We start from the raw sequence: 12,889 nt of genomic DNA, 5'->3' as shown, positions 1-12,889 counted from the left end.
GATCAAGCCGGCTGCCAGGCGCCGCTGGTAATCTTGTCGAGCCAGAAGATGCCGATGACGGTTTTCACGTCCGTGATCGTGCCATCCTTGACCCAGTCGAGCAGCTGCGGCACGGTGGCCGTGAACGTTTCGAGGAATTCGCCTTCATCGAGCTGGCGTTCGCCCGCTACCAGGCCGCGCGCCAGGAACAGTTCCAGGTGCTCGTCCGAATACGCGATGGCGTTATGGATGGTGGAGACGAATTGCCAGTCGCTGGCCGTATAGCCCGTTTCTTCCAGCAACTCGCGCTGGGCGCAAGCCAGGTGCGATTCGCCCGCATCGATCTTGCCGGCGGGGAATTCAATGAAGACCCGGTCCAGCGGATAGCGGTACTGGCGTTCCATCAGCACCGTGCCATCGTCGAGCAGCGGCAGGATGACGACGGCGCCCGGATGCAGGACGAATTCGCGCGCCGTGATCTTGCCGTCCGGCAGCGCAACCCGGTCGCGCTGCACGCGCAGGAAGCCGCCCTGGTAGACGAGCTCGCCGTCTACCTTGGTCTCAGTTAAATTCATATCCATGCGTTCAGTATCCATACCTTGATTATGCTCAATAAAAAAAACGGCGCCAGAGGCGCCGCTTTCGGTCGATGGGGCTAATGTCGTTTGCGCAGGTAGCGGGTGACAAAGCCTGGGAAAGCCAGCACCAGGAACAGACATCCCGTGATGGCATAGAACTCCCATGTCTGCGGGAAACCGTTGCCGATGCGCGCTTCGAGCGCGAACGCCACGGCGCCGACGATGAAGTACAGAATCACCATCTCCAGCAGGCGCAGCGCCAGCGGCTTGCGCCAGCTTTTGCCCCCGTCTGCTTGCGCCGTCTTTTTCAAGGGCACGGCGGCAAACAGTTTCTCGTTCAGGAAAGGCAGGTTGGCGCCCAGGATGCCCAGGGCGATCACCAGCCAGCTCGAGACGGTGACATCCATCGGTCAGGACGCCAGGGTCTTGGTGATGGCGGTCGCGCAGGCAGCCAGGATGCTGTTAGGCATCGCACCCAGCGCCAGGACGAACACGCCGTTCAGGGCCAGCACGACGCGCATGTCGCCATGCACGACCAGCGCATTGCTGTCGGTCGGCTCGTCGAACCACATCATCTTCACGACGCGCAGGTAGTAGAAGGCGCCGATCAGCGAGAACAGCACGGCGGCGATGGTCAGCCACAGCTGGCCCGTGGCCAATACCGATGCCAGCACCGAGTACTTGGCCATGAAGCCCATCAGCGGCGGCACGCCGGCCAGCGAGAACATGAACAGGGTCATCACCAGCGCGAAGATCGGGCTGCGTTTGCCCAGGCCCTTGAAGTCGGCCAGTTCGTCTGCTTCGAAACCATTACGTGCCAACAACATGATCACGCCAAAGGTGCCCAGGGTGGTGAACACATAGGTGATGACGTAGTACATCGACGCGCCGTAGGCGGTGGCTGCGCCAGCCGCGTTCAGGGTGTTGTTCGGTGCATCCACGGTACCGGACAGCAGGCCCAGCAGAACGAAGCCCATTTGTGCGATGGTCGAGTACGCCAACATGCGCTTCAAATTCGTTTGCGCGATGGCGGTGAAGTTACCGATCGCCAGCGACATCACGGCCAGCACCAGCAGCATTTGCTGCCAGTCATGCGCCATCGGCAGCAAGCCTTCGGCCAGCAGGCGCAGGGTGATGGCGAAGGCGGCCAGTTTCGGCGCCGCGCCCAGCAGCAGGGTCACTGCCGTCGGCGAACCTTGATACACGTCAGGCACCCACATGTGGAATGGCACGACGCCCAGTTTGAAGGCCAGGCCGGCTACCAGGAACACCAGGCCGAAGACCATGATGGTGCCGTTGGTCTTGCCGTTTTCCAGCGCCACGCGCAGTTCGCCAAGGTCCAGGGTACCGGAGGCGCCGTACAGCATCGAGATACCGTACAACATGAAACCGGAAGCCAGTGCGCCCAGGATGAAGTATTTCATGGCCGCTTCCGTGGCCTTGGCATTGTCACGGCGCAAGGCGATCAGTGCGTACAGCGACAGCGACATCAGTTCCAGACCCAGGTAGATGATCAGGAAGTTGTTGGCCGAGATCATGATCATCTGGCCCAGCAGTGCAAACAGGGCCAGCACGTAGAACTCGCCGCCCAGGTTACCCGACAGCATGCTGCGGTCGGTGGCGTAGGCACGCGAGTAGATCAGGGTCAGCGCCACGGCGCCGTAGGAGAACAGTTTCAGCAACTGCGACATCGGGTCCGACACGAACATGTTATTGAACGTGTAGACGGTGGTGCCCGCGTTGAAGTCGCCCACGGTCAGCAAGGCGCAGCCGGCCAGGGTCAGCAAGGCCAGCACGTAAGTGATCGAACGCTTCGCCGCAGGCAAGAACATATCGATCAGCAAGAGCGCCGACGTGGCGATCAGCAGAAAGATTTCCGCGTACAGCGGTACCAGATTAGGTGCATTAGTCATGTTATCGGTCTTCTATTTAAGGCAACTTGCTGATGGCGACATGCTGCAGCAGGTCGGCAACCGAAGTTTGCATCGTGTCGGTGAACGGGGCTGGGTACAGACCCATCACGAGCACGGCGATGGCCAGCACAGCAAGCATGAAGAATTCACGTTTGTTGATGTCGGTCAATTCGGCCACATGCTTGTTCTTGATCTTGCCGAACACCACGCGCTTGGCCATCCACAGCGAGTACGCCGCGCCCCAGATCAGTGCCGTTGCAGCCAGCAAACCAATCCAGAAGTTGAATTTCACCGCGCCCAGGATCACCATGAACTCGCCGACGAAGCCGGACGTCGCTGGCAGACCGCAGTTGGCCATCGAGAACAGCACGAAGAAGGCGGCAAATTTCGGCATGCGGTTCACGACGCCGCCGTAGTCGGCGATGTTGCGGGTATGCATGCGGTCATACAGCACGCCGATGCACAGGAACATGGCGCCGGAGATGAAGCCGTGCGAGACCATCTGCACGATACCGCCCTGCACCGAGATGTCGTTGAACATGAAGAAGCCCAGGGTGACGAAACCCATGTGCGCGATCGACGAATAGGCGACCAGTTTTTTCATGTCGGTTTGCACCAAGGCAACCAGACCGATGTAGATGACGGCGATCAGCGACAAGGCGATCATGAAACCCGACAGGTAGTGGCTGGCGTCCGGCGTGATCGGCAGCGAGAAACGCAGGAAGCCGTAGGCGCCCAGTTTCAGCATGATGGCGGCCAGCACGGCGGAACCGCCCGTAGGCGCTTCCACGTGGACGTCCGGCAACCACGTATGCACGGGGAACATCGGCACCTTGACGGCAAACGCCATCAGGAAGGCCAGGAAGATGAAGATCTGTTCATTCATCGTCAGCTTGAACGCATGCCAGGCCAGGATGTCGAAGGTACCCGACACATTGCGCAGGTAAATGATGGCAACCAGGGTCAGCAGCGAACCGAAGAAGGTGTACAGGAAGAACTTGAACGACGCGTACACGCGGTTCGAACCGCCCCAGATACCGATGATGATGAACATCGGGATCAGGGTTGCTTCAAAGAAGAAGTAGAACAGCAAGCCGTCCAGCGCGCAGAACACGCCGATCATCAGGCCCGACAGGATCAGGAACGAGCCCATGTACTGGGCGATGCGCTTCTCGATCACTTGCCAAGCGGAAATGACGACGATGACGGTGATGAAGGCTGTCAGTGGCACGAACCACAGCGACAGGCCGTCGATACCCAGCGAGTACCAGATATTGAAGGTTTCAATCCACGGTGCTTTTTCGACGAATTGCATGCCGTGTGCGGCGTTGTCGAAATGCTGGATCAGGGGCCAGGTGCACAGCATGCTGAGCACCGCGCCGGCCAGCGACAGCCAGCGGGTAAAGCCCGCTTTGCTGTCACGGCCGAGAGCCAGGACCAGGACGCCGCAAATGATCGGCACCCAGATCGACAGACTCAGGTAAGGAGGTAGTGTAGAAATCGTAGACTGCATCATGGTTCTCAGTATTCTTTTATCAGGTCAGCTTACTTAGCGGGCCAGAATGGCAGGAAATAGATCAGGAAGCCCAGCACGCCCAGGATCATCACGAATGCATAGTGATAGATGTAGCCGGTCTGCAACACTCGCGACAGCGAGGACAGCCAGGCGACGACCTTGGCGCTACCGTTGACCAGCAGGCCATCGATCAGCTTCTTGTCACCGAAGTTCCACAGGCCATTACCCAGCAAGCGGGCACCGCCGGCGAACACGACTTCATTGAACTTGTCCATGTAGTACTTGTTGTCCAGCAGGGTGTGGATCGCGTGGAACTTGGCAAAGAACCAGGCCGGCACACGCGGGTTGACCATGTAGCAGTAGTAGGCTGCCACCACGCCGGACAATGCCAGCCAGAACGGTGCCGTCGACAGGCCGTGGATCGCCATCGCCATTGCGCCGTGGAATTCATGCGACAACTCTTCCATTGCTGGATGGTTTTCGCCGACGAAGATCACGCCCTTGAAGAAATCGCCATGCAGCATCGGGCCGATCGTCAGGTAGCCGATGATCAGCGATGGAATCGCCAGCATCACCAGCGGGAACCACACGACGAACGGCGATTCATGCGGCTTCTGGCCAGGTTCCAGGCCGTGGTGGCCGTGGTCGTCTTCCTCTTCTTCGTGGTGGTCGTCATGTGCATCGCCGTGCGCGCCATGGGCCGCTTTCGGTGCGTGATGGTCGTCATGGCCGTGCGCATGCGGCTGGCCGAAACGTTCCTTGCCGTGGAAGACGAGGAAATACATGCGGAACGAGTAGAAGGCGGTAACGAACACGCCAGCCAGCACGGCGAACTGGGCAAAGCCAGCGCCCCAGATGTGCGTCGCTTCGACGGCTTCGATGATGCTGTCTTTCGAGTAGAAACCGGAGAACAGCGGCGTGCCGATCAAGGCCAGCGAACCGACCAGGGAAGTGATCCAGGTGATTGGCATGTATTTGCGCAGGCCGCCCATGTTGCGGATGTCCTGGTCATGGTGCATGCCGATGATGACGGAACCGGCGCCCAGGAACAGCAGTGCCTTGAAGAATGCGTGCGTCATCAGGTGGAACACGGCCACGGAGTACGCGGACGAACCCAGCGCCACGGTCATGTAGCCGAGCTGCGACAGGGTCGAGTAAGCGACGACGCGCTTGATGTCGTTCTGGATGATGCCCAGGAAGCCCATGAACAGCGCCGTGATGGAGCCGATCACCAGGATGAAGGACAGTGCCGTGTCGGACAGTTCGAACAGCGGCGACATGCGCGAAACCATGAAGATACCGGCCGTCACCATCGTCGCGGCGTGAATCAGTGCCGAGATCGGGGTAGGACCTTCCATCGAGTCAGGCAGCCACACGTGCAGCGGGAACTGCGCCGACTTGCCCATCGCGCCGATGAACAGGCAGATGCAGGCAACGGTCAGCAGGGCCCAGTCGGTACCTGGCAAGCTCAGCAGTGCCAGTTCGTCTTTCTTGGCGAACACTTCCTGGTAGTTCATGGTGCCGGCGTAGGCCAGCAGCAGGCCGATGCCCAGGATGAAGCCGAAGTCGCCCACGCGGTTGACGAGGAAAGCCTTCATGTTGGCCACGATGGCCGTCGGACGCTGGTACCAGAAACCGATCAGCAGGTAAGAGACCAGGCCCACTGCTTCCCAACCGAAGAACAGTTGCAGGAAGTTGTTGGCCATGACCAGCATCAACATCGAGAACGTGAACAGCGAGATGTAGGCGAAGAAGCGGTTGTAGCCTTCGTCATCCTTCATGTAGCCGATCGTGTAAATGTGCACCATCAGGGAGACGAAGGTGACCACGCACATCATCATCGCCGACAGCGAATCGATCTGGAAGCCCACTTCCATCTTCAGGGTGCCGATCGTCATCCAGTTATAGATCGTGCCATTGAATGTCGCGCCATCCATCACTGCCAGCAATGTCTGCACGGACAGGATGAACGCAATCAGTACGCCCAGGATCGTCGCGGTATGCGACGTCTTGCGTCCGACCAAATTACCCAGGAACTGGGTGCCAAGCAAGCCTGCAATCGCGGCACCGGCCAGCGGCGCCAGCGGTACGGCAAGAAGGAGGTTAGGGTTGAGGAGTTGCCCCGCCATGATGAACCTTAATCGTTATTATTCGAGAGATCGAGTCTGAAAAACATCAGCCTTTGAGGCTGTCCAGGTCTTCGACGTTGATGGTATCCAGATTACGGAACATCACCACCAGAATAGCCAGACCGATAGCCGACTCAGCGGCGGCAACCGTCAGGATGAAGAAAACGAAGATCTGACCGGCCGCGTCGCCCATGAAATGGGAGAACGCGATGAAATTCATATTCACCGCCAGCAGCATCAATTCGATTGCCATCAGCAATACGATGATGTTCTTGCGGTTCAGGAAAATACCGACGATCGAGATTGCGAACAGGATCGCGCCCAGGACCAGAAAATGTGTGAGCGATAATGTCATGGTGCCTCCTTAACTTCCGGCTCAGCCGCAGGACGCTCGACGACCGCGTCCATCTTGATGATCTTCAGGCGGTCGTTGCGCTTGACGCGTACCGCATCGCCTGGAGCAAAATGCTTGGTGTCCTTGCGTTTGCGCAAAGTCAGTGCGACCGCGGCAACGATGGCCACCAGCAGCACGACGGCGGCGATTTCGAAGGCGAACACATATTTCGTGTAGATCAGCAGGCCCAGTTCCTTGGTGCCGCCCAGGTTGACGTTCACCGGAGCGATGCTAGGCGCAAAGTTGCGGAAACCATGCCACAGGACGGCGGCCATTTCCAGCACGATGATCACGCCCACCGTCACCGACAAAGGCAGATAGCCCCAGAAGCCTTCGCGCATGCGGTCGATATTGATATCGAGCATCATGACCACGAAGAGGAACAGCACCATCACGGCGCCGACATACACCAATACCAGCACGATGGCCAGGAATTCAGCTTGCAGCAGCATCCAGATGCCCGCTGCGGAAAAGAAGGACAGTACCAGGAACAGTACTGCGTGGACCGGATTACGGGCCGTGATGACGCGCGTCGCTGCCAGAATCAAGATCAGCGCGAAGGCGTAAAACAAAATTGTTTTAAAGTCCATAAAAAACCCAATAGACGTACAGATGAACGAGGGGCGCGCCGCAGCTGGTCAGCTGCGGCGCATCCATCAGCGATAAGGTGCGTCGGCGGCGCGCGCAGCGGCGATGTCATTTTCATAACGATCACCTACGGCCAGCAACATCTCTTTCGTGTAATACAAATCCCCGCGTTTCTCGCCGTGGTATTCCAGGATTTGCGTCTCGACGATCGAATCGACCGGGCAGGACTCTTCGCAGAAACCGCAGAAGATGCACTTGGTCAAGTCAATATCGTAACGCGTGGTGCGGCGCGAGCCGTCGTCACGCTGTTCCGATTCGATCGTGATGGCCATCGCCGGGCAAACCGCTTCGCACAGTTTGCAGGCGATGCAACGTTCCTCGCCGTTCGGGTAGCGGCGCAGCGCGTGCAAGCCACGGAAGCGCGGCGAGATCGGTGTCTTCTCTTCCGGGAATTGCACCGTGATCTTGCGCGAAAACATGTACTTGCCTGTCAACGCCATGCCCTTGATCAGCTCGCCTAACAAGAGGCTGCTGAAGAAATCTTTTACCTTATCCATTCGTATGCACTCTCTTACTTCCAAATATTCCAGGATGTCTGCATCCAGGCAGCGACGAAGACCAGGTAGACCAGCGTCAACGGGATAAACACTTTCCAGCCGAGGCGCATGATCTGGTCATAACGGTAGCGTGGGAAAGTACCGCGTACCCAGATGAACACCGACACGATGAAGAAGGTCTTGGCGAACAACCAGAAGAAGCCGCCGAAACCACCCCAGAACTCAAGGAAAGCAAATGGTGCGGACCAGCCACCGAGGAACATGATCGAAGCCAGGGCGCCGATCAGGATCATGTTGGCGTATTCGGCCAGCATGAACATGGCGTAGGCCATGCCCGAGTACTCGACCATGTGGCCGGCCACGATTTCCGACTCGCCTTCGACGACGTCGAACGGGTGACGGTTGGCTTCAGCCAGGCCCGACACCAGGTAGATGACGAACATCGGCAGCAGCGGCAACCAGTTCCACGACAGGAAGTTCACGCCCTTGTCGGCGAAGAAGCCGATTTGCTGGCCGCCAACGATGTCGATGAAGTTCAGGCTGCCCGAGACCATCAGCACGATGACCATCACGAAGCCCATCGGGATTTCATACGAAATCATCTGTGCCGAAGCGCGCATGGCGCCCATGAACGAGTACTTCGAGTTCGAGGCCCAGCCGGCGATGATGATGCCGTAGACTTCCATCGAGGTAATCGCCAGCAGCATCAGCAAGCCTGCGTTGACGTTGGCCAGTACGGCTTGCGGGCCGAACGGCACGACCGACCAGGCGGCCAGAGCCGGCATGATGGTCATGATCGGGCCGATCACGAACAGGCCCTTGGCGGCCTTGGACGGGATGATGATCTCTTTGAACAAGAGTTTCAGCGCATCGGCGATCGGTTGCAGCAAGCCCAGGGGACCCACGCGGTTCGGGCCGACGCGGATCTGGATCCAGCCGATCAGCTTGCGTTCCCACAAGGTCAGGTAGGCAACCAGGCCCATCAGCGGCAGCAGCACGCACAGGATCTTGATCAGGGTCCAGAAGAACGGCCAGGAGCCGCCCAGCAAATCCTGGCCGCTGCTGTTGATGACGTTTACAAATTCAGGCAGAGCCATCAGATTTTCCCCTCTGCTGTTTCAACTGTGATGTCACCGAACATGCCGCCCAGGCTAGCCGTCGAGGCATGCGCCGCCGACACTTTCACCACATTGGCTGGCAGGCCGGCATGGAGTGCCGCCACCAGGATGGCGCTGCCGGAGCCTTGCGCCACTTTGACCTTGTCGCCCGCCTTGATGCCCAGCTTCTCGGCCAATGCTGGCGACAGATGGGCTTGCGGCGCGGCGCCATCGACCGTGCGCAGCAGCGGTTCGGAGCGGCGTACCAGCGCGTCGGCGAAGTAGATCGGCACGTCGGCGATGCGTTGCAGCGCTGGCGAAGCCGGCGCATACGAGGCCGCTTCCGGGGCGTTCTTGGCGATGTTGTTCAGCTGTGCCGACAGATCGGTCACGCCGGCGCCAAACGCTTCGTCGCGGATCGCTTCGGAGGTGTCGTAGTCGAAACCGGCCAGACCCAGGATGTTGCCCAGGACGCGCAGCACTTTCCAGGCTGGACGGGTATCGGCCAGCGGTTTCACGGTACCGTTGAAGCTTTGCGCGCGGCCTTCGCAATTGACGAAGGTGCCCGAAGTTTCAGCGAACGGGGCGATCGGCAGCAAGACGTCGGCGTAATCCATGCCGTGCTTGAAGGCGGACATGGCCACGACCATGTCGGCGCCATCCAGGGCGGCGCGGGCCGCTTGTGGATTGGCGGCATCGAGTTCCGGCTCGGCGTGCAGCAGCACGTAGGCTTTTTTCGGCACGGCAAAGGCTGCTTGCACATTGGCGCGCGGCTTGGCGACCAGGTGCGCGCCAACCGTGTTGGCCGCTTCCGTCAGGTAACCGAGCTTGGCGCCCGTCTGTTCGGCGATCCATTGCGCGGCAGCGTGCAGTTGCGACGCTTGCGGGTGTTGCGTTGCCGCGTTACCCAGCAGCACGGCGCCGTTGTCGCCGGCCATCAGGCTGGCGGCAATCGCGACGGCCACGTCCGAAGCGACAACCGCTTCGAAACCGGCTGGCGCGGCGATTTCTTTCGCTTTAGCAACAGCAACGACCACTTCCGACAAGGCCGCCAGCCAATCGCCAGGCGCAACGATCATCTTGTTGGCGATGGTGATCAATTGATCATCGTCGGACGCGTGCAGGATCGACAGCTTGGCGCCGCCCTTGACGGACGCGCGCAGACGCGTGGCCAGCAGCGGGTGGTCCTTGCGCAGGAACGAGCCGATGACGAAGGCGCGCTTGATCTGGCCAAATTCGTTGATCGGCATGCCCAGCCAAGGTTTGACGGACGCGTCGAGCGCGAAGTCGGTCTGGCGCAGGCGGAAGTCGACGTGCTCGGAACCGAGACCGTTGGCCACTTTTTGCAGCAGGACCAGCTCTTCGACCGTCGAATGCGGCGTTGCCAGCGCGGCGATGGTGTCGGCGCCATGCTCGTGCTTGATATTTTTCAAACCGTGCGCCACGTATTCCAGTGCCGTTTGCCAATCGACTTCTTTCCACTCGTTGCCTTGTTTCAGCATCGGGGACGTCAGGCGTTCGGCGCTGTCCAGCGCTTCGTACGAGAAACGGTCCTTGTCCGAGATCCAGCACTCGTTGACGGCTTCGTTTTCCAGCGGCAATACGCGCTTGACCTTGCCAGCTTTCACTTGCACGATCAGGTTCGCGCCCAGGCCGTCATGCGGGCTGACCGATTTGCGGCGCGACAGTTCCCACGTACGGGCGCTGTAGCGGAACGGCTTCGAGGTCAGTGCGCCGACCGGGCACAGGTCGATCATGTTGCCCGACAGTTCGGAGTCGACCGTCTGGCCCACGAAGGACACGATTTCCGAGTGCTCGCCGCGGCCGATCATGCCCAGTTCCATCACGCCGGCCACTTCCTGGCCAAAGCGTACGCAACGGGTGCACTGGATGCAGCGCGACATTTCCTGCATGGACACCAGCGGACCGGCTTCCTTCGGCTGCACGACGCGCTTGTCTTCCTTGTAGCGCGATTCGCTCTTGCCGTAACCCACTGCCAAGTCTTGCAACTGGCATTCGCCGCCCTGATCGCAGATAGGGCAATCGAGCGGGTGGTTAATCAGCAAGAATTCCATGACCGACTTTTGCGCCTGCACAGCTTTATCGCTGGCGGAGCGCACGATCATGCCGGCACTGACCGGGGTCGCACAAGCGGGCAAAGGCTTGGGCGCCTTTTCCACTTCGACCAGGCACATGCGGCAGTTCGCTGCGATCGACAATTTCTTGTGATAGCAGAAGTGCGGAATGTAGGTTCCCAATTTGTTGGCGGCGTCCATCACCATGCTACCAGCAGGGACTTCGACTTTTTTGCCGTCTATTTCGATTTCAACCATGGTGATCGTTACCTGACGCAGCTTAGATATATGCGGGCACTAAGCAATGCTTGTGCTCGATATGATATTCAAATTCTTCACGGAAATTCTTAATGAAGGCCCGTACCGGCATGGCAGCCGCATCGCCCAGCGCGCAAATGGTGCGGCCCTGGATGTTGTCGGCGATCGAGTTGAGCATGTCCAGGTCGTCTGGACGACCCTGCCCCTGCTCGATGCGGTGCACCATGCGGTACATCCAGCCTGTGCCTTCACGGCAAGGCGTACACTGGCCGCACGATTCTTCAAAGTAGAAGTAGGACAGGCGTTCCAGCGCCTTTACCATGCAGCGTGTTTCGTCCATCACGATGACGGCGCCCGAACCCAACATCGAACCGGCTTTCGCGATCGAGTCATAGTCCAGGTCGGTCTGCATCATGATGTCGCCGCGGATCACCGGAGCGGACGAACCGCCAGGGATCACGGCCTTGATCTTTTTGCCACCGCGCATGCCGCCTGCCAGTTCCAGCAGGGTCGCAAACGGGGTGCCGAGCGGCACTTCGTAGTTGCCCGGTTTTTCCACGTCGCCCGAGATCGAGAAGATCTTCGAACCGCCGTTGTTCGGCTTGCCCATCGCCAGGTATTTCTCTGGACCAATGTTCAGCACGAATGGCACGGCCGCGAAGGTTTCCGTGTTGTTGATCGTCGTCGGCTTGCCGTACAGGCCAAACGAGGCTGGGAAAGGCGGCTTGAAGCGCGGCTGGCCTTTCTTGCCTTCCAGCGACTCCAGCAGGGCCGTTTCTTCGCCGCAGATGTAGGCGCCATAACCATGGTGCGCATGCAACTGGAACGAGAACTCGCTGCCCATGATCTTGTCACCCAGGAAACCGGCGGCGCGCGCCTCTTCCAGCGCTTCTTCGAAACGCAGGTATTCCTGGAAGATTTCACCGTGGATATAGTTATAGCCGACGGTGATGCCCATCGCATAAGCGCCAATGGCCATGCCTTCGATCAGCGCATGGGGATTGTAACGAATGATGTCGCGGTCCTTGAAAGTGCCCGGTTCGCCTTCATCTGTATTGCAGACGAGGTATTTTTGACCCGGGAACTGGCGCGGCATGAAGCTCCACTTCAAGCCGGTAGGGAAACCCGCGCCGCCACGGCCGCGCAAGGACGAAGCCTTAAGGTCGGCGATGATCTGTTCCGGCGTGATTTTCTCTTCCAGGATACGCCGCAGGGCGCTATAGCCGCCGCGGTTCACATAATCTTGCAAATGCCAGTTCTTGCCATCCAGATCCTTCAGGATCAATGGATCGATATGGCGGTTGTGGAGTGACGTCATTTCTTGAGTTCCTCCAGCATGGCGTCGATTTTCTCGTTCGACATCCAGCTGCACATGGTTTTATTACTGACCAGCAAGACAGGCGCATCGCCGCAAGCACCCATGCACTCGCCTTCAACCAGGGTGAACTGGCCGTCTGCGGTGGTTTCGCGGAAATCGATACCCAGTTTCTGCTTCAGGTAGTCTGCAGCGCGCACGCCGCCCGACAGGGCGCATGGCAGGTTGGTGCACACGGTGATCTTGTGCTTGCCCACGGGTTTCACGTTATACATATTGTAGAACGTGGCCACTTCCTGCACGGCAATCGCCGGCATGCCGATGTAATCGGCCAGTTCCTTCATGGTTTCCGGCGCCAGCCAGCCCAGTTCATCCTGGGCATGGGCCAGCGCGGCCATGACGGCCGACTGACGCTGGTCGGCCGGGTACTTGGCCAGCTCGCGGTCAATTTTCTTATAGCATTGCTCTGATAACAACATACTTTTTGCCT

At 59.2% G+C, this 12,889-nt stretch carries 12 protein-coding genes; all 12 read right to left on the bottom strand.

What is annotated here, in order from left to right:
• Positions 1-2: 2 nt before the first annotated feature.
• Complete coding sequence (locus tag NCG91_RS23685; protein WP_070255807.1) at positions 3-560, bottom strand: NUDIX domain-containing protein; 558 nt, start codon at positions 558-560, stop codon at positions 3-5.
• Positions 561-634: 74 nt separating this feature from the next.
• Positions 635-964, bottom strand: coding sequence for a DUF2818 family protein (locus NCG91_RS23680; protein WP_251351433.1), 330 nt, complete (start codon positions 962-964; stop codon positions 635-637).
• 3 nt (positions 965-967) lie between these two features.
• Complete coding sequence (gene nuoN, locus NCG91_RS23675; protein WP_099667163.1) at positions 968-2,470, bottom strand: NADH-quinone oxidoreductase subunit NuoN; 1,503 nt, start codon at positions 2,468-2,470, stop codon at positions 968-970.
• A gap of 16 nt (positions 2,471-2,486) precedes the next feature.
• On the bottom strand, positions 2,487-3,986 hold the full coding sequence (locus NCG91_RS23670; RefSeq protein WP_251351432.1) for an NADH-quinone oxidoreductase subunit M: 1,500 nt from the start codon (positions 3,984-3,986) through the stop codon (positions 2,487-2,489).
• Positions 3,987-4,015: 29 nt separating this feature from the next.
• A complete protein-coding gene (gene nuoL / locus NCG91_RS23665) occupies positions 4,016-6,115 on the bottom strand; it encodes an NADH-quinone oxidoreductase subunit L (RefSeq protein ID WP_251351430.1) in 2,100 nt (699 codons plus the stop codon).
• A 46-nt stretch (positions 6,116-6,161) separates the two neighbouring features.
• Complete coding sequence (gene nuoK / locus NCG91_RS23660) at positions 6,162-6,470, bottom strand: NADH-quinone oxidoreductase subunit NuoK (RefSeq protein WP_010399724.1); 309 nt, start codon at positions 6,468-6,470, stop codon at positions 6,162-6,164.
• Complete coding sequence (locus NCG91_RS23655) at positions 6,467-7,099, bottom strand: NADH-quinone oxidoreductase subunit J (protein ID WP_034779507.1); 633 nt, start codon at positions 7,097-7,099, stop codon at positions 6,467-6,469. Before NCG91_RS23655 ends, nuoK begins: the two co-directional genes overlap by 4 nt.
• 66 nt (positions 7,100-7,165) lie before the next feature.
• Complete coding sequence (gene nuoI, locus NCG91_RS23650) at positions 7,166-7,654, bottom strand: NADH-quinone oxidoreductase subunit NuoI (protein ID WP_010399726.1); 489 nt, start codon at positions 7,652-7,654, stop codon at positions 7,166-7,168.
• Positions 7,655-7,668: 14 nt separating this feature from the next.
• The gene (gene nuoH / locus NCG91_RS23645) at positions 7,669-8,751 is read right to left on the bottom strand and encodes an NADH-quinone oxidoreductase subunit NuoH (protein WP_071076363.1); all 1,083 of its coding nucleotides are present in this window, start codon (positions 8,749-8,751) and stop codon (positions 7,669-7,671) included.
• Positions 8,751-11,084 (bottom strand): NADH-quinone oxidoreductase subunit NuoG, encoded by a 2,334-nt coding sequence (nuoG, locus tag NCG91_RS23640; protein WP_251351429.1) that lies wholly within the window; start codon positions 11,082-11,084, stop codon positions 8,751-8,753. The genes nuoH and nuoG overlap by 1 nt, the downstream gene beginning before the upstream one ends.
• A gap of 22 nt (positions 11,085-11,106) precedes the next feature.
• A complete protein-coding gene (gene nuoF / locus NCG91_RS23635; RefSeq protein WP_010399729.1) occupies positions 11,107-12,402 on the bottom strand; it encodes an NADH-quinone oxidoreductase subunit NuoF in 1,296 nt (431 codons plus the stop codon).
• The gene (nuoE, locus tag NCG91_RS23630; RefSeq protein ID WP_034749989.1) at positions 12,399-12,878 is read right to left on the bottom strand and encodes an NADH-quinone oxidoreductase subunit NuoE; all 480 of its coding nucleotides are present in this window, start codon (positions 12,876-12,878) and stop codon (positions 12,399-12,401) included. The genes nuoF and nuoE overlap by 4 nt, the downstream gene beginning before the upstream one ends.
• Positions 12,879-12,889 lie beyond the last annotated feature (11 nt).

Origin of the sequence: Janthinobacterium kumbetense, assembly GCF_023703445.1 — a bacterium.
Taxonomy (GTDB): domain Bacteria; phylum Pseudomonadota; class Gammaproteobacteria; order Burkholderiales; family Burkholderiaceae_D; genus Janthinobacterium; species Janthinobacterium kumbetense.
Note: the sequence above shows the minus strand (reverse complement) of the source record. Positions and strands in the feature narration are given on the sequence as shown.